Annotated in this window: 20 protein-coding genes; 8 read left to right on the forward strand and 12 right to left on the reverse strand. The window is 41.1% G+C overall.

Going from position 1 to position 24177, the window contains the following annotated elements; all coding sequences use genetic code 11:
• Positions 1-172 precede the first annotated feature (172 nt).
• The gene (locus tag BWD47_RS05625) at positions 173-1060 is read right to left on the reverse strand and encodes a LysR family transcriptional regulator (RefSeq protein WP_075593604.1); all 888 of its coding nucleotides are present in this window, start codon (positions 1058-1060) and stop codon (positions 173-175) included.
• A gap of 125 nt (positions 1061-1185) precedes the next feature.
• Between BWD47_RS05625 and BWD47_RS05630 the strand changes: the two genes are divergently transcribed.
• The gene (locus BWD47_RS05630) at positions 1186-1677 is read left to right on the forward strand and encodes a VOC family protein (protein WP_075593605.1); all 492 of its coding nucleotides are present in this window, start codon (positions 1186-1188) and stop codon (positions 1675-1677) included.
• Between the two features lie 426 nt (positions 1678-2103).
• On the opposite strand, the gene pyrF is transcribed toward BWD47_RS05630, so the two are convergent.
• The 9 genes from pyrF to gyrA all read right to left on the reverse strand — a co-directional run bounded on the left by pyrF (position 2104) and on the right by gyrA (position 12348).
• Entirely contained in the window at positions 2104-2808 is a 705-nt protein-coding gene (pyrF, locus tag BWD47_RS05635) for an orotidine-5'-phosphate decarboxylase (RefSeq protein ID WP_036968566.1), read from the reverse strand.
• 33 nt (positions 2809-2841) lie between these two features.
• On the reverse strand, positions 2842-3978 hold the full coding sequence (gene lapB, locus BWD47_RS05640) for a lipopolysaccharide assembly protein LapB (RefSeq protein ID WP_075593606.1): 1137 nt from the start codon (positions 3976-3978) through the stop codon (positions 2842-2844).
• A gap of 2 nt (positions 3979-3980) precedes the next feature.
• On the reverse strand, positions 3981-4262 hold the full coding sequence (locus tag BWD47_RS05645) for a lipopolysaccharide assembly protein LapA domain-containing protein (protein WP_054551349.1): 282 nt from the start codon (positions 4260-4262) through the stop codon (positions 3981-3983).
• Positions 4263-4282: 20 nt separating this feature from the next.
• Entirely contained in the window at positions 4283-4570 is a 288-nt protein-coding gene (ihfB, locus tag BWD47_RS05650; protein WP_036968575.1) for an integration host factor subunit beta, read from the reverse strand.
• Positions 4571-4632: 62 nt separating this feature from the next.
• Entirely contained in the window at positions 4633-6300 is a 1668-nt protein-coding gene (gene rpsA, locus BWD47_RS05655; RefSeq protein ID WP_036968578.1) for a 30S ribosomal protein S1, read from the reverse strand.
• A 93-nt stretch (positions 6301-6393) separates the two neighbouring features.
• Positions 6394-7107 (reverse strand): (d)CMP kinase, encoded by a 714-nt coding sequence (gene cmk, locus BWD47_RS05660; RefSeq protein WP_036968581.1) that lies wholly within the window; start codon positions 7105-7107, stop codon positions 6394-6396.
• A gap of 104 nt (positions 7108-7211) precedes the next feature.
• A complete protein-coding gene (gene aroA, locus BWD47_RS05665; protein ID WP_075593607.1) occupies positions 7212-8492 on the reverse strand; it encodes a 3-phosphoshikimate 1-carboxyvinyltransferase in 1281 nt (426 codons plus the stop codon).
• Between the two features lies 1 nt (position 8493).
• Positions 8494-9582: a 3-phosphoserine/phosphohydroxythreonine transaminase gene (serC, locus tag BWD47_RS05670; protein ID WP_075593608.1), complete on the reverse strand. Its 1089-nt coding sequence runs from the start codon at positions 9580-9582 to the stop codon at positions 8494-8496.
• A 69-nt stretch (positions 9583-9651) separates the two neighbouring features.
• Positions 9652-12348 carry a DNA topoisomerase (ATP-hydrolyzing) subunit A gene (gyrA, locus tag BWD47_RS05675; RefSeq protein ID WP_036968590.1) on the reverse strand — a complete coding sequence of 899 codons (2697 nt, stop codon included), beginning with the start codon at positions 12346-12348 and terminating at the stop codon, positions 9652-9654.
• A gap of 176 nt (positions 12349-12524) precedes the next feature.
• Here gyrA and ubiG point away from each other — a divergent pair, with 176 nt between their 5' ends.
• The 5 genes from ubiG to yfaE all read left to right on the forward strand — a co-directional run bounded on the left by ubiG (position 12525) and on the right by yfaE (position 18053).
• The gene (gene ubiG / locus BWD47_RS05680) at positions 12525-13235 is read left to right on the forward strand and encodes a bifunctional 2-polyprenyl-6-hydroxyphenol methylase/3-demethylubiquinol 3-O-methyltransferase UbiG (protein ID WP_075593609.1); all 711 of its coding nucleotides are present in this window, start codon (positions 12525-12527) and stop codon (positions 13233-13235) included.
• A complete protein-coding gene (locus BWD47_RS05685) occupies positions 13235-13906 on the forward strand; it encodes an HAD family hydrolase (RefSeq protein WP_074988251.1) in 672 nt (223 codons plus the stop codon). Before ubiG ends, BWD47_RS05685 begins: the two co-directional genes overlap by 1 nt.
• Before the next feature lie 389 nt (positions 13907-14295).
• Positions 14296-16581 carry a class 1a ribonucleoside-diphosphate reductase subunit alpha gene (nrdA, locus tag BWD47_RS05690; protein WP_036968599.1) on the forward strand — a complete coding sequence of 762 codons (2286 nt, stop codon included), beginning with the start codon at positions 14296-14298 and terminating at the stop codon, positions 16579-16581.
• 69 nt (positions 16582-16650) lie between these two features.
• Positions 16651-17781 (forward strand): class Ia ribonucleoside-diphosphate reductase subunit beta, encoded by a 1131-nt coding sequence (gene nrdB, locus BWD47_RS05695; protein WP_075593610.1) that lies wholly within the window; start codon positions 16651-16653, stop codon positions 17779-17781.
• On the forward strand, positions 17781-18053 hold the full coding sequence (yfaE, locus tag BWD47_RS05700) for a class I ribonucleotide reductase maintenance protein YfaE (protein WP_036968605.1): 273 nt from the start codon (positions 17781-17783) through the stop codon (positions 18051-18053). Before nrdB ends, yfaE begins: the two co-directional genes overlap by 1 nt.
• Here the strand turns inward: yfaE and BWD47_RS05705 are convergent.
• Positions 18050-18577, reverse strand: coding sequence for a YaeQ family protein (locus tag BWD47_RS05705; protein WP_065979888.1), 528 nt, complete (start codon positions 18575-18577; stop codon positions 18050-18052). The genes yfaE and BWD47_RS05705 overlap by 4 nt on opposite strands.
• Positions 18578-18731: 154 nt before the next feature.
• Here BWD47_RS05705 and BWD47_RS05710 point away from each other — a divergent pair, with 154 nt between their 5' ends.
• On the forward strand, positions 18732-21137 hold the full coding sequence (locus BWD47_RS05710; RefSeq protein ID WP_075593611.1) for a TonB-dependent receptor: 2406 nt from the start codon (positions 18732-18734) through the stop codon (positions 21135-21137).
• Positions 21138-21220: 83 nt separating this feature from the next.
• Here BWD47_RS05710 and glnS read toward each other — a convergent pair whose 3' ends face one another.
• Positions 21221-22888, reverse strand: a complete 1668-nt coding sequence (glnS, locus tag BWD47_RS05715) for a glutamine--tRNA ligase (RefSeq protein ID WP_036968612.1) — start codon at positions 22886-22888, stop codon at positions 21221-21223.
• A 218-nt stretch (positions 22889-23106) separates the two neighbouring features.
• Between glnS and BWD47_RS05720 the strand changes: the two genes are divergently transcribed.
• Positions 23107-24177 carry a DUF3083 family protein gene (locus tag BWD47_RS05720; RefSeq protein WP_036968614.1) on the forward strand — a complete coding sequence of 357 codons (1071 nt, stop codon included), beginning with the start codon at positions 23107-23109 and terminating at the stop codon, positions 24175-24177.

Consider the following 24177-nt stretch of genomic DNA (forward strand, 5'->3'; position numbering starts at 1 on the left):
TTTTGCTCCTTCGTCGCTAATTTAAACCCGCTATTTTGTTGCCTTTGATTGGAGCATTAGCCCATAGAAATTCTTGTGCCAAATTAACCTAATAGCCGACGACCTAAAACGTTTTTGTCCAAAAAACCACTGAGTAAATGCTCTATGGGTTGGCTTTGAGTGAATAGCGAACCTAAGCCCATGTCTGCCGAATGATTGAATTAAAGGTATTATAACGAGCAGGTAATACTCTGTTTTTTTTACAGACCAAATATAAACTTTCTATTACTGGTTGTTTAGGTTTGAAAACCTTTAAACGTTTAGGGAGATAAAAGCTGTCAACGGCACTTTTGGGTAATACGGTAAAGCCAATGCCTTGAGCGATTGGTTCTAAGATTTGGCTAATTTGGTTAATTGAACCGACGACAGGAATTTTGCTAACATCTAGTTGTGTTAATTCTTGTTCTAATGATTGCTTAAAATACATAGACAAATAATGTTCGGCATCTGGATGATTGATTAGCCCTAACTCTGAAAATAAAAGCTCCCAGCTATTATTAACATTAGCTTTTTGGGGCAAAATCAAACACAGCTCTTCTTTGCCAAGCTCTTCAAAATCAAAGAAACTTTCATTGGGTATATTGGTCACAATTCCTTGGTCAATATGTCCGTTTTTAATATCAGCCAAAATTTGATGATTAGGGGCTGCTTTAATATTAATGTGAATGTTAGGATGTTGATTTTGAAGTGGTAATAACTTTGGGTAAAGTAGTAACGCCACTGAGCCAGAGCATGCTAAGGTGCATTCTCCTGATAAAGGGTCATCAAAGCTTAGTTGCTCAAAGAGAAACTTTTCATTCCTTATTAACGCTTTCGCATGGTTGTAAACCAACCGGCCTTGCTCAGTAATTGAAAATGACTTCTTCTCTCTTTTAATTAACTTACATCCACACGCCTCTTCGAGTTTGTTGATGTGCTGGCTAACTCCCGGTTGAGTCATATAAAGTTTTTCGGCGGTTTGTGTAAAGTGCCCAACATCAACAAGCGTTATAAACGTTTCTAACCAAACAGGATTTAGCATACCACCCTTTCATAACTTTCAATTATCATTTTAATAATAATCAATAATTTCATTTTATCAATAAGCATTCATATAATTTACTCATTAATTAGGTTTTATATTTCAGCAACACCTAGGAGAAAATTATGAAAATGAATCATGTTGGTATTATGGTTGGCGATATGGACAAAGCGGTTGAGTTCTACACTAAAGCGCTAGGCCTTAGAATTGTAATGAATAACACCAGAGTTATAGAAGAGCGAAAATCAGCAATCGGTCGCATGTGTATTGCGGTATTCGGTGAAGGCTTCAAAAGTTTTAATATTGCTCACTTAGTAACTACTGATGGTATCGGTGTTGAGCTGTTTGAAATGGTTGATCGCGAAGAGCGCCACAACGTTGATTTCTCGCGCCTTGGTATCTTCCATTTCTGTTTACAGTTGCCAAAGGAGCAGTTTGAAACAGCAATTAAACGTGTTGAAGAGTATGGTGGCAGAGTTCGCATGGATATCCACCGTTATCATCCTGAAGATGAACTAAAGCAAGCGCAAATGGTTTACCTAGAAGACCCATTTGGCAACCTATTTGAGTTTTACTCTCACTCTTACGAAGATACTTACGCTTCAGACTACGAATAACATAAAAGAGTAGAAAATTTTCTACTCTTTGTTTGTTGTTTCTGCCGAGGTGTTTGTTCATTTTTGTTGTTCATGTGTAGTTTAAAGTAGACGTACACTACTTGTTAATTCTGCATGGTCGCATGCGTGTATATAGCACGCAATAGTAATTAAAGGCTAATATCATCGGAGACTTTGGAGTTTAAGAGCAAGACTGAATAATTTTGAAATGAAGTGAGCCAATAGCTGAGTAAAGTCACTATTTATGAGTTAGGCTAACTCTTAAGCAACTTTTATTTCATGAAATCAATAAATGCATGGTTTTTATTAGGCATGTATTTACTTTGCACAAACTGTAAGCAAATATCCCCCTGATAATTAAGCCCTTAAACAAAAAGAGCAAAGTAAAAACTTTGCTCTTTATTCATTCAGATTAAATAACGCAGGTTATTTTAGCGAGTCATTAATTTCTTTTAGTGTTGCCACTGGGTCTGCAGATTGGGTGATTGGGCGGCCAACGACTAAATAATCGCTGCCATCTTCAACAGCTTGCTTTGGTGTCATAATGCGTTTTTGGTCACCAGCATCGCTACCTGCAGGGCGAATACCTGGTGTAACCAGTTTAAAGTCTGCGCCTAGCTCTGCTTTTAACTTTTTCGCTTCTTGCGCTGAGCACACTACCCCATCAAGGCCTGATTCTTTAGCTAGTTTTGCTAGGTAGATAACCTGCTCTTCAGGTGTTTTATCTACACCTAAGCGAGTAAGTTCGGCGGCATCCATGCTGGTTAATACTGTTACTGCAATCAATAATGGTGCGTCATCACCAAACTGCTCTAATGCTTGCTTTGCTTTGGTCATCATTTCAACGCCGCCAGAAGCATGCACGTTAACCATCCATACACCCATTTTTGCAGCTGCTGTAACAGCTTTTGCAACGGTGTTTGGAATATCATGAAATTTCAGGTCTAAGAAAACATCAAACCCAAGATCTATTAGTTCTTTTACAAAGCTAGGGCCAAAATACGTGAACATTTCTTTGCCTACTTTAAGGCGACACGTTTCAGGCGATAATTGCTTTACAAACGTAAGCGCTGTTTGTTGATCGTCATAATCAAGGGCAATTAATACTTTTTTTGAATCTTCGACAGACATAACTTTCCTAAAAAACTAATGGACTAATATGAATTAAAAACCGTCTATGCCACGGCTTGGAACAATTGTTTCCCAGTGTTTACAAGATGGACACACCCAATAAATGGTATGACTGGTAAAGCCACAATGCTGACACTGAAAATCAGGTTTGGTTGCGATATAAGAGGTAACCAATTTATCAATTTGATCTAGTACATCTTTAATATCGTTATTTTGTTTCGCGAGCAGTTGTAATAAAAAGCTAAAGCCACGGATCGTGGGATGGCGCTTTAAACTGTCGGTTAAAAATTTAATGGCTTGCTCAATATGCCCTTGTTCAAGGAGTGCTTGGCAATGCTTTATTTTTATTAATACTCCCCCTTTTTCGAGCAGTTCATTCAGTAAATCATGAAATTGATGCGTTAAGTTAAGTTTGTCATAACTCATTGCCAGCTCTTCAATAAACACAGGGGCAAAAAAGGTAAACTGGCTAATTAGCTCACGCCAATAGTAAATTGCTTTCACATAATCTTCTTTGGTAAAAGCGCTGTGGCCGAGCTCATACAAAGGGCGAATAGCTTTGTGGTTTAAGCTAATCGCCTTGCGCATAATTTGTGTATCGTTGTCTTGTAAAGCGGCTTCACAATAAAAATTAGCAATGGCTTTAACATGCTGTGGTTTTGTAAATAGCTCACTGTGCGCCTCGTACATGTTAATGCCTTTATCCCACTCTCGCGTTTGCGAATATAGGTTAATAATAGGCTCTAAGGCTTCTTTGTATCCGGCTTTCACAAGCCAGACTAAATGCTCTTCCGCACCATCTAACAGCCCTGCCATAATATAATCTTCGGCAAGCTCTAAACGGCTGGTGGCTGCTTGTTGTTCATCTAAACTGGGGTGTTTTAATAACAGCTCATGAATTTTAATTGCACGGTCTAACTCGCCACGACGGCGAAACATGGTCGCCAATGTTGAATAGTGTTCAACGGAGTCTGCTGCAACTTCAAGAAGATTAATTAAGTGTTCTAAGCCTTGGTCTTCTTCTCTGTCTAAGAGAAACTTTAAGCCTTTAGAATATTCAGAGGTGATTTGGCGATTAAGCTGATGAGCTTGGTTTTTAGCACTGTTTTTACCCATTATCCAGCCGTAACCGGCTGCAACGGGTAAAAGTAAAAACAGAAGCTCAATCATGATTAGGTGTCTTTATTAGCAACAAGCTTTTTATTGTTTTTTTCAGGCGCTAACTTTTTCTTTAAGCGATAATTTTGCCACTTTAACTGCGAAAACAGTGTAAAGCTTATAAAACAACCAATGGCGACACCTAAAATAAAGCAGATACTTATTACAACAGCTAAGGGCAACGTATTACTGGCAATTAAATAATTGATTTGCACAAGTTGTGGATTTTGTGAACCAAGTACAAATGCAATAAATAAGCACAGCGCTATTAATACAATTTTTAATACCCTAAACAAGTAACTACTCCTGTATAAAACTAGGCAATACTCGCATTTACGCGGTCACGTAATTCTTTACCTGGTTTAAAATGTGGTACGTGCTTACCGTCTAGCTCAACTGTTTCGCCAGTCTTTGGATTACGACCTGTGCGCGGAGAACGATAATGCAATGAGAAACTTCCAAAGCCACGGATCTCGATACGATCTGAGCTAGATAATGAACCGGCCATTTGTTCAAGAATTTCTTTAACGGCATTTTCAACATCTTTCACTGGAATGTGTGCGTGTTGTTCAGCTAGTTGTTCTATCAATTCTGACTTAGTCATAACGTTTCCTTAAAAAGAGATAAAGGAAGGGCAAAACTGCCCTTCCAATTAAAGACTATAGATTAGTCTTTTTGAGCATTTTTGAATGCTGCAGCCATTGCGTTTTCAAACGCTGGCTCTTCTTTCTTAAGCTTCTCTAGTACTTCTTTCTCTTCTGCTTCGAAAAGAGCTTTAACAGATAAGCTTAAAGTGCGGTTCTTACGATCAACACCAACGTATTTCGCTTCGATTTCGTCGCCTGCAGAAACTACAGTAGTAGCATCTTCAACGCGCTCTTGAGCGATATCAGCTACACGGATGTAACCTTCAACGCCTTCGATTAGCTCAACAGTTGCGCCTTTCGCATCAACTTCAGTCACTTTACCTTTAACAATAGCACCTTTTTTGTTTGCGTCCAGGTAGTTATTGAAAGGGTCAGCTTCGATTTGCTTAACGCCTAGAGAGATACGCTCACGCTCTGGGTCAACTTGCAATACGATAGCAGTGATTTCGTCGCCTTTCTTGAATTCACGTACAGCTTCTTCGCCTGGTGTGTTCCAAGAAATGTCTGAAAGGTGAACAAGACCGTCAATACCGCCTTCAAGACCGATGAAGATACCGAAGTCAGTGATTGATTTGATCTTACCAGTAACTTGGTCGCCTTTGTTTTGTAGACGAGCAAATTCTTGCCATGGGTTAGCAATACATTGCTTAAGACCAAGAGAAATACGACGACGCTCTTCGTCGATTTCAAGAACCATAACTTCAACAGTGTCACCTAGTGAAACAACTTTTGAAGGGTGGATGTTCTTGTTAGTCCAATCCATTTCAGAAACGTGTACTAGACCTTCAACGCCTTCTTCGATTTCAACGAAACAGCCGTAATCTGTAAGGTTAGTAACACGACCAGAAAGCTTAGAACCTTCTGGGTAACGACCAGCGATAGCTGCCCATGGATCTTCGCCAAGTTGTTTAAGACCTAGAGATACACGAGTTTTATCTTTGTCGAATTTAAGAACTTTAACTGCGATTTCGTCGCCAACATTAACGATTTCTGAAGGGTGCTTAACACGCTTCCACGCCATGTCTGTGATGTGTAGTAGACCGTCAACACCACCAAGGTCAACGAACGCACCGTAGTCAGTAAGGTTCTTAACGATACCTTTAACTTCTTGACCTTCAACAAGGTTAGCAAGAAGTTCTTCACGCTCTTGTGAGTTTTCTGATTCGATAACTGCACGGCGAGAAACAACAACGTTGTTACGTTTTTGGTCAAGCTTGATTACTTTGAACTCAAGCTCTTTACCTTCAAGGTGAGTTGTGTCACGTACTGGACGAACATCAACAAGTGAACCAGGTAGGAAAGCACGGATTGAATCAACTTCAACAGTGAAACCGCCTTTAACTTTACCGTTGATAACACCAGTAACAGTTTCTTGCTCTTCACATGCTTTTTCTAAGCGGATCCACGCTTCGTGACGCTTCGCTTTCTCACGAGAAAGGATAGTTTCACCGAAACCGTCTTCGATTGCATCTAACGCAACATCTACTTCGTCGCCAACAGCAACTTCTAGTTCACCAGCAGCATTTTTGAATTGCTCAGCAGGGATTGCACTCTCAGATTTAAGACCAGCATCAACAAGTACGATGTTGTTCTCGATTGAGATAACTGTACCTTTAACGATAGAGCCTTGCTCTGCTTCAAAACCCTTTAGGCTTTCTTCAAATAACTGCGCAAAATTTTCTGACATTATACGTCTCTAAATAATTAAATAACCAATTAGCAACCATGCTGCATGGGGTTGTTAAAATAGCGCTGGCATCCTGCCGGCACATTAAAAAATTTACTTTTTAGCTTTAGGGAGCTTACCCGCAAGTACGGCTTCGTCGACTAAAGTAATAACTTTATCAAACACTTGCATTGCATTGAACTCGCTAGTATCGATTTCAATGGCATCTTTTGCAGGCACAAGCGGCGCAACTTCACGTGTCATATCACGGTGATCGCGTGCTTTTATGTCCTCAAGTAGACCACTTAGTGTAACATCTAGTCCACGATCGTTCAACTCAGCAAAGCGACGACGCGCACGCTCCTCAGCAGTCGCTGTTAAATATATTTTTAATGGCGCGTCTGGGAACACAACCGTGCCCATATCGCGACCATCTGCAATTAATCCGCTTTCAGTACGAAACGCGCGTTGACGACGCAATAATGCTTCTCTTACGCGTGGTAAAGCAGCGACTTTTGAGGCTGCAGCACCAACTTCTTCGTTGCGAATTGTTGTTGTGACGTCTTCGCCTTCTAGTACAATTTTAGACGTGTGTGTTTGGCTATCTACCAAAAACTGTACATCTAAGTTTGCAGCCAGTGGCACTAATGCATCTTCATTGTCTAATTCAATTTGATGATGAAGTGCAGCAAGTGACAGCACACGATAAATCGCCCCGCTGTCTAATACATCCCAACCTAATTTCTCGGCTAACAAGCGACAAACAGTTCCTTTACCTGAACCACTTGGGCCATCAATGGTGATTACGGGCATTAATAACGCCTGCATTTATAACCTCCTGCAATGCACACCAAAATAAAACCGCAACATTATACGTCAGTTCTCGTAATAGATCCGCACTTTGAATGTAACTTTTTATATTTTCTTCTGTTTTATTGACTTGAGACAGACTCTAGTACCTTGAAAAACGTTGGAAAAGTTTTATATGTACACTTAGGATCATTAATGGTTATTGGCTTACCGCCAACGGCCACCATCGCAAAGCACATGGCAATACGGTGATCATTGTATGTATCTATCGCTACATCATTAAATGTTTTTGGCGGTGTAATTTCGATGAAATCTTCACCTTCGACTACCTCAGCGCCCACTTTACGAAGTTCTGTCGCCATGGCGTACAAGCGGTCTGTTTCTTTTACACGCCAGTTATAGATATTGCGGATTGCAGTTGTACCTTTTGCGAATAACGCAACAGTGGCCAGTGTCATGGCCGCATCAGGAATAGCGTTTGCGTCGATATCAACCGCGTTAAGTTCACCTTTACGTACAACCAGCTTTTCATCGTACCAATCAATCTTAGCGCCCACTTGTTCCATCACTTTAGCAAAGCCAATGTCACCTTGAACAGACGCAGCACCAACACCATTAATTTCTATTTCACCACCCGCTATTGCGGCAGCTGCAACAAAGTATGATGCGCTCGATGCATCACCTTCGACCATAATGCGCTCTAGTGCTTGGTATTGTTGGCACCCTTTTACATAAAATACTTCGTAGTTGTCGTGTTTAACTAACACACCAAAACGCTGCATAACATCTAAGGTAATATCAATATAAGGTTTTGATACTAACGTACCTTTAATACGGATTTCTGTATCACCATTAAATAATGGCGCTGCCATTAATAAAGCTGTTAAAAACTGACTAGATATACTGCCGTCAATTTCAACTTGGCCGCCATTAATTTTACCGCCTTTAATGGCCAGTGGTGGATAGTCTTTATGTTTTAAATATTCAACATCACCACCCAGCGCATGCAGAGCATCTACTAAATGTCCTATAGGACGCTCTTCCATACGTGGCTCACCGACAAGCTCATACTCGCCCTCTACAGCGGCAAGAACCGCTGTTAAAGGCCGATAAGCAGTGCCAGCATTGCCGAGAAATAACGGCTCGCTAGGTGTTAAGAATTTACCTGCTACACCTTCAACGGTCGCAACGGTTTTATCGTCATTTAAGGTAACATTCACACCCAATAGCTTAAGTGCGCCTAACATATGACGAATATCATCACTGTCTAGCAAATTTTCAACGACCGTGGCGCCCTGTGCAAGCGCCGCCAAAAGTAAAATACGATTTGATAAGCTCTTTGAGCCCGGCAGCGTGACACTGCCATTTACCTTTGAGATAGGTTCAAGACGAAGCTGTTCCATATTAGCTATTCTCCTTGGCGAATTTGTCCATAAAATCAACCAAGGCTTGTACACCAGCAAGTGGCATTGCGTTATAAATACTTGCGCGCATACCACCTACAATGCGGTGGCCTTCAAGCGCCAGTAAACCCGCTTCTTTCGATTCTTTAATAAACTGGTCATTAAGCGATTCATCGTTTAACCAAAATGGTACGTTCATACGCGATCGGCAATGCTTAGCAACTTTATTATTATAAAATTCTGAATTGTCGATAAAGTTATACAGCAATTCTGCTTTGGCAATATTTTGCTCTTCCATGGCTTTTACGCCACCGTTTGCTTCTAACCATTCAAACACTTCTGCTGCTAAGTACCATGCAAATGTCGGTGGCGTGTTGTACATGCTGCCTTGCTTTGCTTCTAATGCGTAATCAAGAATACCTGGTTTTTCGAGACCTTCGCGCTCAAGCAACGTTTTACGAATAATAACAATTGCTAAACCCGATGGGCCGATGTTCTTTTGTGCGCCTGCATAAATGACATCGAACTGGTTTACGTCAATTTCGCGTGACAAAATTGTTGATGACATATCGGCGACTATTGGCGCAGATGGGTGTGAAGGCACGTCAAAAATCTCAATACCATCAACCGTTTCATTTGGGCAATAGTGAATGTATGACGCATCAGCTGGTAATTCCCAGCTTGTCGCTGGTTTAATTGAAAACTGGCCATTTTGCTGCTCGTCATTACGAACATTAATACTTGTCACTGCGGTGAACTTTTCGGCTTCTTGTGTCGCGCCTTTTGACCACACACCGTTTTCACAATACACCGCGGGCTTATCTGCTAAATGCAAATTTAGTGGTACAGCACTAAATTGGCCTCGGCCACCGCCGTGCATGAATAAAACTTCAAATTCGTCACTGATATTCATTAGACGGCGTAAGCTTGCTTCACATTTTGCTGTAAGCTCTAAAAAGTCGCTACTACGATGGCTGATTTCCATCACAGATACGCCTAAACCTTGCCAATCTATAAATTCTTTTTGTGCTTTTTGCATTACTGCCGGCGGTAACATTGCCGGTCCTGCACAAAAATTATATTTAGTCATTACTTTGCCTCATTCCAGTAATTATAGTGCGGATAAAAAAAGCGGCCGAAGCCGCTTTTTAAATCAATGTTACTCTGAAGGTGGGTTATCAACCGTTTCTTCAGTATGTGTATCGACTACTTCAACGCCCTCGCCTTCGATGGCTTCAAGCTCATCAACTTCGATTTCTTCGATACGTTGTAAACCAACTACTTGCTCTTCGTCAATAGTTCGTATCAAAATAACGCCCTGCGTATTACGACCAACCGTAGAAACCTCATTAACACGAGTACGAACAAGCGTACCGCGATTAGAGATAATCATGATTTCGTCGTTTTCATCAACTTGTACTGCACCAACCACTGCGCCATTACGCTCGCTTACTTTGATTGATACAACACCTTGTGTTGCACGGCTCTTCGATGGGTAATCGGCAAGTGCTGTACGCTTACCATAACCATTTTCAGTCACGGTGAGGATTGCACCGTCTGTCTTAGGCACAATTAACGACACAACGCGTTGGTCGTCTGCCATCTTAATACCACGCACACCGGTTGCAGTACGACCCATTGGGCGTACACCTTTGAAGCGGATTTCAGGGTTACCCTCTTCATCAAGTACCGGATTGCCATTTTCATCAACGACGGTCGACTCTTCCGCTTCTTTAAAGCGTACTACCTTGCCTGCGTCTGTGAATAGCATGATTTCGTTTGTACCATCAGTGATATCAACACCAATTAGGCTATCGCCTTCATTTAGGTTGACCGCAATGATACCGCTTGCACGTTGACGGCTATAAGCTGTTAATGGTGTTTTCTTAACTGTACCAAATGCTGTAGCCATGAAGATGTATTTATCTTCTTCGTACTCACGTACAGGTAGAATTGCAGTGATACGTTCGTCAGCTTCAAGCGGCAGTAAGTTCACAATTGGCTTACCACGCGCTGCACGGCTGGCAAGTGGTAATTGGTATACTTTCAGCCAGTATAAACGACCAGCAGTCGAGAAACACAGAATCGTATCGTGTGTATTTGCAACAAGGAGACGTTCAATGAAATCTTCATCTTTCATCTTCGTTGCTGATTTACCTTTACCACCACGACGTTGTGCTTCGTAGTCTGATAATGGCTGATACTTCACATACCCTTCATGAGAAAGCGTTACGACAACGTCTTCTTCATTAATTAAGTCTTCAAGGCTGATATCGTGAGCTGCTGCACTGATTTCTGTACGGCGTTCGTCGCCATATTGTTCTTTAATTTCAACTAGTTCGTCGCGAATAACTTCCATAAGGCGATCTGGGGTTGAAAGGATATAAAGTAGTTCAGCAATAAGATCGAGTAGTGTTTGGTACTCGTCTAAGATCTTCTCATGCTCAAGACCCGTTAATTTGTGTAAACGTAGGTCAAGGATCGCCTGTGCTTGTTGCTCAGATAAATAGTACTCACCATCACGAATACCTAGCTCTGGTGCTAGCCAATCTGGACGCGCTACATTTTCTTCACCGGCTTTTTCAAGCATGGCTTTAACAGTGCCTAGTTCCCAAGACCTTGCTGTTAAGGCTGCTTTTGCTTCAGCAGGCGTTGGTGATTTACGAATTAACTCAATGATTGGGTCGATATTCGCAAGGGCAATCGCTAAGCCTTCAAGCGTATGGGCACGGTCACGGGCTTTACGTAAATCAAATACCGTACGACGGGTGACTACTTCGCGGCGGTGAATGATAAATGCTTCAAGCATTTCTTTTAAGTTGAAACACTTAGGCTGGTTGTTATCAAGTGCAACCATATTCATACCAAACACGGTTTGTAACTGTGTTTGTGCATAAAGGTTATTCAGAATAACTTCGCCTACATCACCACGTTTAATCTCGATAACGATACGCATACCGTCTTTATCTGATTCATCACGGAGTGCGCTAATGCCTTCAATTTTTTTGTCTTTAACAAGTTCAGCGATTTTTTCAATCAAGCGTGCTTTGTTAACTTGGTACGGAATTTCGTGGACGATGATCGTTTCACGACCCGTTTTTTCGTCTACTTCAATTTCTGCGCGTGCGCGGATGTACACTTTACCACGACCCGTTAGGTAAGCTTGCTCTATGCCTTTCTTACCATTAATGATCGCGGCTGTAGGGAAATCTGGACCTGGGATATATTCAATCAGATCAGCAATTGTCATATCTGGGTTTTGGATAAGTGCCAAACACCCATTAATAACTTCAGTTAAGTTATGTGGCGGAATGTTCGTCGCCATACCAACCGCAATACCCGATGAACCATTCACTAATAAGTTAGGTACTTTCGTCGGTAATACGTCAGGAATTTGCTCCGTACCATCATAGTTAGGTACGTAATCAACCGTTTCTTTTTCGAGGTCGGCTAATAGCTCATGTGACATTTTTGCCATACGGACTTCCGTATAACGCATTGCTGCCGCAGAGTCACCGTCAACTGAACCAAAGTTACCTTGGCCATCAACAAGCATATAGCGTAATGAGAAAGGCTGCGCCATACGTACGATGGTGTCATATACCGCGCTGTCGCCATGTGGGTGGTACTTACCGATTACATCACCAACAACACGTGCTGATTTTTTGTAAGGCTTATTCCAATCATTATTGAGTTCGTTCATTGCGAATAAAACACGACGGTGAACAGGTTTTAGACCATCACGTACGTCTGGCAATGCACGTCCTACAATTACGCTCATTGCGTAATCAAGGTAGGAGTTTTTTAATTCATCTTCAATATTGACTGGCAGAATTTCATTGGCGAGATCAGTCATTTGATTTCACATTCCTTCAGTATTGACTCATAAAGAGGCAAAGCGCCGCCTTTAGAGCTTTAGTTATTATTTCATGACCATGCTACCACAATTAATTTAGATTTACAGGCGCTAAATCTTTGCGATTTATTAATTTACCCCTATATAATGGCCTCAGATTGACGAGGAAGTTTTTTATGACCGAACATCAAAATGTAGATAATGCAGAAATTGCAAAGTTTGAAGCCATCGCTGAACGTTGGTGGGACCGCGACGGAGAGTTCAAACCTCTTCATGAAATAAATCCTCTTCGCTTGGATTTTGTTGCCGACAAAGTTGGCGGCTTATTTGATAAAGAAACCTTAGATGTTGGCTGTGGTGGCGGCATTTTAAGTGAAAGCATGGCACGCATGGGAGCTAAAGTAACAGGCATCGATATGGGTCAAGAGCCATTAACCGTTGCTAAGTTACACAGTTTAGAAACCGGTGTCCCTGTTGATTACATGAAAGTACCGGCTGAAGAGTTTGCTAAAGAGCACCCTGCTCGCTTTGATGTAATCACCTGTATGGAAATGTTAGAGCACGTGCCAGACCCTGCTTCTATCATTCGTGCGGTCGCTGAACTTGCAAAACCTGGCGCAGATGTATTCTTTTCGACATTAAATAAAACACCTAAAGCGTATTTATACGCCATTGTGGGTGCTGAAAAGTTATTAAAAATGGTGCCCGAAGGCACGCACGACCACAAAAAGTTTATAAAACCCGCCCAATTAATTGCATGGGCAGAAGACGCAGGCTTAAAAGTAAGAGCAAGCACAGGCCTCAGCTATAATCCATTTTCTAAGCAATACAGTTTAAATGACGATGTGAGTGTTAATTACATTCTTCATTTTGAGAAACTTGCCTAATGGCTGGTTGTAATCCTGATATCGCTTTTGATGCCTTTATTTTTGATTTAGATGGCACATTACTCGATACTGCGGATGACCTTGGCGGCGCATTAAATCGCGTATTAGCAGATGCGAATATCGCGCCTGTTGATAAAAGCATTTATCGCCCAGCAGCGTCAAATGGGGCCAATGCATTATTAGAGGTCGGCTTTGGTGATAAATGGCCCGACGTTGAACAATTAGCATTAAGGCAGCAACTGCTCGACTATTATGCAGAAGACATTGCGATTCATAGCAAGTGCTTTAATGGCATTGAGCAACTTCTCGCCTCACTTGAGCAAAACAGCATTAAATGGGGGATCATGACCAATAAGCCCGGCTTTTTAACCGAGCCATTGGTGCAAGCTATCCCAAGCCTTGCTAATGCCATGGCTGTCGTGAGTGGTGATACCTTAGCAGTTGCTAAACCATCGCCAGAGCCACTTATTCATACTGCAAACATGCTCGATGTTGATCCAACGCGTTGCTTATACATAGGTGATGCCGAACGCGACATACAAGCAGCAAAAGCTGCCAATATGTACAGTGCAACTGCACTTTGGGGTTATATACCAAGTGTGGATACCGCACTGAGCTGGGGCGCAGATTTTAACTGGCAATCTCCAACTGATGGATTTATCCATATATAGTGTTAGTTTTAAGTTAAAACACCATATATTGTGATTGGGTTGAGTTTTAAGCAAACTTTGTTGATAAAAAAAACAGTCAGAAATTATTTTTAAAAACGATAATTTTTGTAGATCTTGAGTTGATTTTTACAAATTTCATCATCAATGAATGATCAAAGGTTAATGCTCACTAACACAATTCGTTTATCCAATAGTTATCCACAAAATGGGGCATTTCTATCCCTTGCAAATGATCGCAGACCACACTATCTTGTGATCTGCGTTTTAAAGAACACCAGATATTGTGGCTAAATGTTATTCAATTGACTCATGCTGGTGCTAATAATAATTATAATTAAGAATACCTTTGTCACTAAAAATATAATTTCCCAAGGAATACAGGCAAAACTATGAACCAACAGCTATCTGTAAGCAAACGTGACGGCCGTAAAGAGTCACTTGATCTAGATAAGATCCATCGCGTCATCGCTTGGGCCGCCGAAGGTCTAAATAATGTGTCTGTGTCACAAGTTGAATTGAAATCACATATTCAATTTTACGATGGCATTCGTACTGACGACATTCACGAAACTATCATTAAAGCAGCAGCCGATCAGATCTCTAAAGATACCCCTGATTATCAATACCTTGCTGCTCGTTTAGCTGTATTCCATTTACGTAAGAAAGCGTATGGTCAATTTGAGCCGCCGCGTTTATACGACCACATTACAAAACTGGTTGAAGACAAACGTTATGATCAACACTTACTCGTTGATTACACTGAGCAAGAAATTGACGAGTTAGATGCGTATATTGATCATAACCGTGATCTAAACTTCAGCTATGCCGCTGTAAAGCAGCTTGAAGGGAAATACCTAGTACAGAACCGTGTAACGGGTGAAATTTACGAAAGCGCGCAGTTTTTATATATCTTAGTGGCAGCGAGCTTATTCTCTGACTACCCTCGAGAAACACGCCTTGATTACATCAAGCGCTTTTATGACGCGGTTTCGACATTCAAAATTTCATTGCCGACTCCTATTATGGCTGGTGTGCGTACACCTACGCGTCAATTTAGTTCATGTGTACTGATTGAGTGTGGTGATAGCCTTGATTCAATTAATGCGACATCATCTGCGATTGTAAAATACGTATCACAACGTGCAGGTATTGGTATTAATGCGGGCCGTATTCGTGCTTTAGGTAGCCCAATCCGTAACGGTGAAGCATACCATACTGGGTGTATTCCATTTTATAAACACTTCCAAACGGCGGTTAAGAGCTGTTCTCAAGGCGGTGTCCGTGGTGGTGCAGCAACCCTATTCTACCCGCTGTGGCATTTAGAAGTTGAAAACTTATTAGTCCTTAAAAATAACCGTGGTGTTGATGACAACCGTGTTCGTCATCTAGATTACGGTGTACAGTTCAACAAATTAATGTACAGCCGTTTAATTAAAGACGACTACATTACTTTATTCAGCCCATCAGACGTACCGGGTCTTTACGATGCATTCTTCGAAGACCAAGCTAAATTTGATGAGCTATACGTAAAATACGAGCAAGATGAGTCGATTCGTAAAAAACGTATTAAAGCGATTGAGCTGTTCTCAATGTTCGCACAAGAGCGTGCTAGTACAGGTCGTATTTACTTACAAAACGTTGACCACTGTAATACTCATAGCCCGTTTATCTCAACGGTAGCACCGATCCGTCAGTCTAACTTATGTTTAGAAATTGCATTACCGACTAAGCCACTTAGTAACGTAATGGACGAAGAAGGCGAAATCGCACTGTGTACACTTTCTGCATTCAACTTAGGTGCAATTGAGTCACTTGATGAGTTAGAAGAGCTTGCTGAACTTGCAGTACGTGCGCTTGATAACTTACTTGATTTCCAAGACTACCCTGTCCCTGCAGCGAAAAACGCAACCATGGGTCGTCGCACGTTAGGTATTGGTGTCATCAACTACGCATACTACCTTGCTAAAAACGGTAAACGTTATTCTGACGGTAGTGCAAATGCATTAACGCACCAAACATTTGAAGCAATTCAATATTATTTAATGAAAGCATCAAATGAGCTTGCTAAAGAACGTGGTGCTTGCCCTAAATTTAATGAAACAACGTACTCGCAAGGTATTATGCCAACAGATACGTACAAGCGCGACCTTGACCAAATCTGTGATGAACCTCTTCACTTAGATTGGGATACACTGCGCGCAAACATTAAAGAACATGGTATGCGTAACTCAACATTGTCGGCATTAATGCCATCAGAGACTTCATCACAAATCTCTAATGCAACAAATGGTATTGAGCCACCGCGTGGACACATCAGTGTTAAAGCAAGTAAAGATGGTATCTTGAAACAAGTAGTACCAGAGTATGAGCGCCTAAAAGACAATTATGAGCTACTTTGGGATATCCCATCAAACGATGGTTATCTGCAATTAGTGGGCATTATGCAGAAGTTCGTTGACCAAACGATCTCTGCGAATACAAATTATGATCCATCTAAGTACGAAGGCGGTAAAGTACCTATGAAGGTGCTTTTAAAAGACCTCCTTTCAGCATATAAACTGGGTGTTAAAACGTTGTATTACCATAACACCCGTGATGGCGCTTCAGATGCTCAAGATGAGCTTACACCTGAGGTGGAAGATGATGGTTGTGCAGGCGGTGCTTGTAAAATCTAATTAAATTAATAACATACACAAGCGGGCTCCTTAGCCCGCTTTGTCCTGACTGTTTTTTGAGTATTCACTATGTCATATACAACTTTTAGCCGAAACCATAATAACCAATTACTAGAACCGATGTTTTTCGGCCAGACGGTAAACGTGTCACGTTACGACCAACAAAAGTACCCTATCTTCGAGAAGCTAATTGAAAAGCAATTATCTTTCTTCTGGCGTCCTGAAGAAGTTGACGTAAGTAAAGACCGTCTTGATTTTCAAGCTTTACCTGACCATGAAAAACACATTTTTTTAAGTAACTTAAAATACCAAACATTACTTGATAGTGTGCAAGGTCGTTCGCCTAACGTTGCCTTACTGCCAATTGTGTCAATTCCTGAACTTGAAACGTGGATTGAAACATGGGCATTTAGTGAAACAATTCACAGCCGTTCTTACACGCACATTATTCGTAACGTAACGCAGTCACCTGAGCTTATTTTTGATGATATCGTGAGTAACGAAAAAATCAGTGAACGTGCCGATGCGGTGACAAAGTATTACGATGAATTAATCAACATGATTTCGATTTACAACCTTTACGGTGAAGGTAAACATGTGATTAATGGTGAAGAAGTTAAAGTGAGCTTGTTCGACCTTAAAAAGTTGCTTTACCTTGCGATAATGTCGGTTAATATTCTGGAAGCAATTCGTTTTTATGTCAGCTTTGCATGTTCATTCGCGTTTGCTGAACGCGAGCTAATGGAAGGCAATGCAAAAATCATTAAATTAATTGCGCGTGATGAAGCTCTTCATTTATCAGGCACACAACACATCTTAAACATTATGCAAGACGGTAAAGACGATCCTGAAATGGCGATTGTTGCAGCGCAATGTAAAGATGAAGCAATTAAAATGTTTGTTGATGCCGCAGAGCAAGAAAAAGACTGGGCTGAATACCTGTTTAAAGATGGCTCAATGATTGGCTTAAACAAAGATATTTTATGCCAATACGTTGAATACATTACAAATGCGCGAATGACTGCGGTAGGCTTACCTGCTCAGTTTGAAAGTAAGAGCAACCCGATTCCATGGATCAATTCGTGGTTAGTCTCTGATAACGTGCAAGTTGCACCGCAAGAAGCCGAGATAAGTTCTTACCTTGTTGGTCAAATCGATTCTCAAGTTGATGCATCAGACTTTGGTGATTTCGATCTGTAATGAGCACTAAACACACTGCACAGGTTATCCTTGCAGGAACAGACAGCCAGAGTATAGATTTTGACTCTGGCTGTTCATCTCTCCTTGAATGCCTTGAACAACATAAAATAGATGTCCCCTATCAATGCCGCGAAGGATATTGCGGTGCTTGTCGTGCTCAGCTTGTAGAAGGCGACGTACGTTATAATCAAGAGCCCCTTGCCTTTGTGCGTCCAGGTGAAGTATTACTGTGTTGTAGCAAACCTAACGGTAAAATCACTATTGAACTTTAATGCCATACAAGATCACGTGTTTGGTAAAAATGGTGTTTATCTGCCACGCTAATCGTTTGCTGATCAATGGTAATATCCCACTGCAAATTTTTACTTAGATGAGTAACGAGTTGTTCAATAAACTGGCTATCGAAAGCAATAAGGTGACTGTTGCTGATCAACGCAAGCTGACGTTGATACTCATTTAACCAGTCACTTTCAAGCGTGGTGACAACCCACAGTTCATCAACACGCTTAGCAATTTTAGTTAACATGGATATATCGGGCTGATCAACAGACAGCCACGTCTCATAATGCTCATCGAGCGCTTTTATTGACACATCGGGTTGATTATTTTTTAGCCGAGCATTGATAGTTGCCTGCTTATTATGCGAAAACAAACAATAGCTCAGCAATTTGAGCACAAAATGCTGATAACTTTCCCCTCTGTCACAGGCGGTGGTGAAGGTTTCTTGATGATTACAATGCTCACGTAAATCTGCGATGGTGAACTGCGCCTTAAATACTCTATTTTTATCAGACATAACCACGGGCCATACCGATTAAATAATCTAAGTATAGTGTATGAAATTTAAATCGCGACAGTTTATAAGTTATAGTATAACGTTATTGCCATTGAAAAATGGTGGTGTTATATTATATCACAACACTCAACAACCAACGTAAAAAGTAGTAACAATGAAGCAATTTTCAATTATTTCTAGTGCTGTTGCCGCTGCACTGTTTTCTCAATCAAGCATTGCTGCTGTTATCACAGGCCAAGTAGTAGATAAAAATCAACAACCCGTTGTTAATGCACAAGTCCATGTGCATGGTAAATCACAGGCTGTAATGACTGACGCGCAAGGTGAATTTAAAATTGATGTCGACAGCAAAGGTCAACTTCATGTAAGCAAAGATAATTTCATTGATAAGCGTGTTGATATTAATGGTGATGATCAATCTGTTGTTGTTACTTTGACGCCTACATCCGTAGAAACCGTTGTTGTGTATGCGTCAGCCTTACACAAAAACAGCTTAGAGATGATCTCACCGGTTAATGTGTTATCAGGTGACAATTTAAAGAATAAAGCGAAACCGACTCTAGGTGAAACTTTAAAAGGCTTACCGGGTGTTAATGCCAGTTATTTTGGTCCCGTTTCATCAAGCCCTATTATTCGTGGTTTAGATGGCCCGCGTGTTAAAATCACACAAAATGGTTTAGACAGTAGTGATGCATCTCGTATCGGACCCGATCATGCCACTTCAAATGACAGTTTAGCAGCAGAGCAAATTGAAGTGCTTCGTGGCCCAGCGACCCTACTTTATGGTTCAGGCGCAATTGGGGGTGTTGTAAACGTTGTTGATAACCGTATTCCTACCGATAACATCGAGACATTGACAGGTGCGGCTCAATACACACACGACACAGTATCAAATACGAATACCTATGCAGCTAAGTTAGAAACAGGTAACAACGGTTTCAACTTCCATTTTGATGGCACAAAACGCACGGGTGACGACTACAAAACTCCCGCGTTTGAACTTCCAGAAGAGCATGAAGAACACGAAGGTGAAGAACACGCTGAGCACGAGACTGCTAAGAGCGTAGAAAATACCTTTATAGACAGCCAAACCGTTAACTTTGGAACTAGCTACGTTGGTGAACATTTAACGTTAGGCGTGTCATATGGCCGTATTGAAACAGATTATGGTATTCCTGCCCATGAACATCATGGCCACGATCATGAAGAAGAAGCTGAACATGAAGAAGCAGGACATGGCGAAGAAGCCCATGAAGAATCTGTTTTTGCTCAGTTAGAGCAAGACCGTTGGCAAGGCTACATGAGTTACGCTCTTCATAATAACTGGATTGAAAACATCTCGTTGCGCGTAGGTTATACAGATTATAAGCATGCTGAAATTGAAGACGGTGAAGTTGGAACGGTGTTCAGTAACAAAACAACTGAAGCGCGTGCGACAGTCGAGCATAAACTTGGTCTTTGGCACGGTATGGCTGGTTACCACTATACAGAGTCTGACTATGATGCCGATGGCGAAGAAGCGTTCACACCGGCTAGTGTAACAAAATCAAACGCGCTATTTTTACTTGAGGAAAAACAATTTGGTGATGTCACTGTTGAACTAGGTGCGCGCATCGAAGATTACCAAATCGATTCTGCTGTCACATTGGCTGAACATCATCATGATCATGCAGAAGAAGCGCATGATGAAGAGGAAGAAGCTGAAACAATTAACTACAGTGCCGATTTCACTAACTTAAGCTTATCTGCGGGTGCTATTTGGCAATATCAAGAAGGCCAAAGCGTTGCGCTTAGCGTGTCTCACTCGGAACGTGCGCCATTAAGTGCAGAACTACTCTCGAATGGTGTTCACATTGCAACAGGTACTTATGAATTAGGCTTAGGTTATCATATTGAAGAAGGTGAAATTCACTTTGAACCTGAAGACATCAAACAAGAGACTGCAACAAACTTTGATTTAAGTTTCCGTCGTTTCATTGGTGACTTTGGTTATACAATCAACTTTTTCTATAACGACATTGAAAACTTCTATTACCAACAAAATACGGGCTATTTCTTTGATGAAGAACATGGCTTAGAAATGGCAGAAGAAGTACACGATGATGCCATGGCGGTTTACCAATTTACCAGTAAAGATGCCAAATTGTATGGGTTAGAATTTGATGTGCACTATCAAGTTTCACCTAGCACCTTAGTGAAAGTATTTGGTGACTCGACGACAGCTAAATTAAAAGATGACAATAACTACTTACCACGAATCCCAGCGAATAAATTGGGTTCAGAGTTACAGTATACCGTCTCTGATTGGCAGTTTAGCCTAACAGGTACACATTACTTTGAGCAGTCAGACATCACTGCCTACGAGACAAAAACAGAAGGGTACACTTTGTTTGATGCGTCAGCGAATTATCAACTTGACTTAGGCCCAGTAGATACACAGCTTTATATCAACGTTGATAACATAACAGACGAACTTGGCTTTGTTCACAGCTCGTTTATTAAAGAAAAAGCGCCACTACCGGGCAGAAACTTCAGCCTAGGTATCCGCGGTTACTTCTAAAAAGTAACGAATATAAAAAAACCCTTTCACTTTAATAAGTGAAAGGGTTTTTTATTAACTTTTAAAAAAGTTAAACGCGCTGTTTAACCTTTTTGTTCGATTTTAGCCCATGAATCACGAAGACCCACCGTTTGGTTGAACACAAGTGTCTGTGCTTTATTATCGCGACAGAAATACCCTGTACGTTCAAACTGGAAGCCCTGCTCTGCTTGTGCATTTGCAAGTGAAGGTTCTAACTTCGCATTTGATAACACCACAAGCGACTCTGGATTAAGCGTTGCATTAAAGTCTTCAGCAGCTGCTGGGTTAGGTACGTTGAATAGACGATCGTATAAACGTACTTCTGCAGTAATAGACTCGCTAGCAGATACCCAATGGATTACCCCTTTCACCTTGCGACCATCACTTGGGTTTTTACCCAGCGTTTCATCATCGTAAGAACAGAAGATCGTGGTGATTTCACCATTAGCGTCTTTTTCAATGCGTTCAGCTTTTATCACATAAGCTCCGCGTAAACGCACTTCTTTACCCAGCACTAAACGCTTAAACTTATTGTTTGCTTCTTCACGGAAATCTTCGCGTTCAATATAAAGCTCGCGAGTAAATGGCACATCACGGCGTCCCATTTCTTCTATGTTCGGGTGATTAGCGACTGATAACGTTTCTACTTTATCTGCATCATAGTTCTCTAGAACCACTTTAACAGGGTCAAGTACAGCCATAGCACGTGGTGCATGTTCATTTAAATCTTCACGAATACACGCTTCCAACATGCCCATTTCAACCATGTTTTCTTGCTTAGTAATACCAATGCGTGAACAGAACTCACGTACTGAAGCTGGTGTATAACCACGACGACGTAAACCAGCAATCGTTGGCATACGTGGGTCATCCCAGCCTTCAACATGGCCATTAACCACTAAGTCATTTAATTTACGCTTAGACATAATGGTGTATTCAAGATTTAAACGTGAAAACTCGATTTGCTGTGGATGGCATTCTAGGCTGATGTTATCAAGCACCCAGTCATAGAGACGTCGGTTATCTTGGAATTCAAGCGTACATAAAGAATGTGTAATACCTTCAAGCGCATCAGAAATACAATGTGTAAAGTCATACATTGGGTAAATGCACCACTTATCACCTGTTTGGTGATGGTGAGCAAAACGTACACGGTACAAAATAGGATCGCGTAATACAATAAACGAGCTTGCCATATCAATTTTAGCACGCAGTACACACTCGCCTTCTTTAAACTCACCGTTACGCATTTTTTCGAATAAGGCTAAGTTCTCTTCAACAGGTGTATCACGATAAGGGCTATTTTTTCCTGGCTCTTTTAGCGTACCACGGTACTCACGTGCTTGGTCTGCTGACAAGAAACACACATACGCAAGCCCTTTTTCGATAAGTTCAACGGCATAGCCATAAAGTGCATCAAAGTAGTTTGATGAATATTTAATTTCACCATCCCATTGAAAACCGAGCCACTGCACATCTTCTTTAATAGAGTTTACGTAGTTGATATCTTCTTTTTCTGGGTTTGTATCATCAAAACGTAAGTTGCAAAGGCCATTGTAATCCTGGGCAATACCAAAATTTAAGCATATAGACTTTGCATGACCAATGTGTAAAAAACCATTTGGTTCTGGTGGAAAACGTGTATGCGTAGTCGCGTGTTTACCGCTTGCGAGATCTTCGTCGATACGCGTTCTTATAAAGTTACTTGGGCGATTCTCAATTTCCGCCATAGGAGCATAATCCTCTGAATATTGCATGGTGACAAAACTACTGCATTATTACAAAAAGAAGCGCTAACATACAGTAGTTGATGTGTGTTTATCGAAGATAATAATGCGATTGTTAAAACCCTACGGTCAAATCGGTAAAAAAGTTGTTCTAACGCAATAAAATGATCATTGACTGACGATATAGTGCCGATAGTTTCACTATTTAATAAGGAAAAGAGATGGCTTCACTCAATCAACACCGAGTCTATATTCCTAGCTCTGCACGTGCAAACCAGTATGTGTTAGTTGAATTTAAACCCAATGATGAGTTTTTTGCCCAGTTTACGAACATTAGCTGCGGTTACAAGCGTCTTGCAAGGGAATTATTTGCGCTGTGCGATGAGTATGAACTTCATAACGTACATCTCATTGCGAATGATAAACTACCTGTCGTACGCTACCATGATGAGGCGTACAGTTTAGAAACAACAAAACAAATATTATTTTTCTATAATCCACAATACCACGAAGCACACAATGTATTTGCTAATGGCGAAGAAAGATGCAAAAAAATTCGCTTATTATTCTTAGCAACCGGTGACGATATTCGTGCAAATGCGGCACAGTTCCACCATAAAGTGCAACGGGTAATCAATACATTACAAGACAAGCTTTTAAGCAACCAACCCCCGCTTAAGATTAGAGATCATCAACACTTAACCTATGACTTATTTGCCAAAGCCAAAGGCCACAAAGAAAGCTATGGCTATAAGTTGCGAAGTTTATATCCGCGTTATCAATCGCGCCAATGCCATTTGCCAAGCGATCACAGCGAAATGACCTATGCAGGCTTTTCAATTCCTGTCACACGCGCAATTAAGACACAATTTCAGCATATGCTAAATGAAGAAAACTACAGTCAGTTTTATCACTATATTTTTGATGCGTTTAAACGTGCCTGTGATAAGCGTCAACTTAACTTAGCTGCCTTTATCGCAAATGGCACACGCCCGATTGTGCGTAATAGTAATATTGACAATGCACAGAGCAATAGCGAGTTACAAAAACTGACTTTCGACTGCACCAGCGAGCAAGTACAAATACAGCAATTTTGGAATGCGGATACGTTGGTCGATGTGCTGCACTTTGTTATTGCAGCAGCAGAAAAAGATAAACACGATATCGGTTACGGCCGATTTATGAACCAAGTACAAAGTGCCATTAATGAGGTGACAGACGAACTTGCGTTTAATCCAACACGCCAAGACTTACGCGTGCGCTTTTATCAGCATATTAACTATCAATATTAA

Source organism: Pseudoalteromonas sp. PAB 2.2, from assembly GCF_001938575.1.
GTDB lineage: Bacteria > Pseudomonadota > Gammaproteobacteria > Enterobacterales > Alteromonadaceae > Pseudoalteromonas > Pseudoalteromonas lipolytica.

What these genes read in the sequence shown, in the direction of transcription:
- BWD47_RS05685 (WP_074988251.1), top strand. Translation starts at nt 13,235, where the DNA reads ATGGCTGGTTGTAATCCTGATATCGCTTTTGATGCCTTTATTTTTGAT.
- gyrA (WP_036968590.1), bottom strand. Translation starts at nt 12,348, where the DNA reads ATGACTGATCTCGCCAATGAAATTCTGCCAGTCAATATTGAAGATGAA.
- lapB (WP_075593606.1), bottom strand. Translation starts at nt 3,978, where the DNA reads ATGATTGAGCTTCTGTTTTTACTTTTACCCGTTGCAGCCGGTTACGGC.
- ihfB (WP_036968575.1), bottom strand. Translation starts at nt 4,570, where the DNA reads ATGACTAAGTCAGAATTGATAGAACAACTAGCTGAACAACACGCACAC.
- nrdB (WP_075593610.1), top strand. Translation starts at nt 16,651, where the DNA reads ATGTCATATACAACTTTTAGCCGAAACCATAATAACCAATTACTAGAA.
- BWD47_RS05625 (WP_075593604.1), bottom strand. Translation starts at nt 1,060, where the DNA reads ATGCTAAATCCTGTTTGGTTAGAAACGTTTATAACGCTTGTTGATGTT.
- cmk (WP_036968581.1), bottom strand. Translation starts at nt 7,107, where the DNA reads ATGCAGGCGTTATTAATGCCCGTAATCACCATTGATGGCCCAAGTGGT.
- BWD47_RS05705 (WP_065979888.1), bottom strand. Translation starts at nt 18,577, where the DNA reads ATGTCTGATAAAAATAGAGTATTTAAGGCGCAGTTCACCATCGCAGAT.
- BWD47_RS05630 (WP_075593605.1), top strand. Translation starts at nt 1,186, where the DNA reads ATGAAAATGAATCATGTTGGTATTATGGTTGGCGATATGGACAAAGCG.
- BWD47_RS05710 (WP_075593611.1), top strand. Translation starts at nt 18,732, where the DNA reads ATGAAGCAATTTTCAATTATTTCTAGTGCTGTTGCCGCTGCACTGTTT.
- aroA (WP_075593607.1), bottom strand. Translation starts at nt 8,492, where the DNA reads ATGGAACAGCTTCGTCTTGAACCTATCTCAAAGGTAAATGGCAGTGTC.
- glnS (WP_036968612.1), bottom strand. Translation starts at nt 22,888, where the DNA reads ATGGCGGAAATTGAGAATCGCCCAAGTAACTTTATAAGAACGCGTATC.
- serC (WP_075593608.1), bottom strand. Translation starts at nt 9,582, where the DNA reads ATGACTAAATATAATTTTTGTGCAGGACCGGCAATGTTACCGCCGGCA.
- rpsA (WP_036968578.1), bottom strand. Translation starts at nt 6,300, where the DNA reads ATGTCAGAAAATTTTGCGCAGTTATTTGAAGAAAGCCTAAAGGGTTTT.
- ubiG (WP_075593609.1), top strand. Translation starts at nt 12,525, where the DNA reads ATGACCGAACATCAAAATGTAGATAATGCAGAAATTGCAAAGTTTGAA.
- BWD47_RS05720 (WP_036968614.1), top strand. Translation starts at nt 23,107, where the DNA reads ATGGCTTCACTCAATCAACACCGAGTCTATATTCCTAGCTCTGCACGT.
- pyrF (WP_036968566.1), bottom strand. Translation starts at nt 2,808, where the DNA reads ATGTCTGTCGAAGATTCAAAAAAAGTATTAATTGCCCTTGATTATGAC.
- yfaE (WP_036968605.1), top strand. Translation starts at nt 17,781, where the DNA reads ATGAGCACTAAACACACTGCACAGGTTATCCTTGCAGGAACAGACAGC.
- nrdA (WP_036968599.1), top strand. Translation starts at nt 14,296, where the DNA reads ATGAACCAACAGCTATCTGTAAGCAAACGTGACGGCCGTAAAGAGTCA.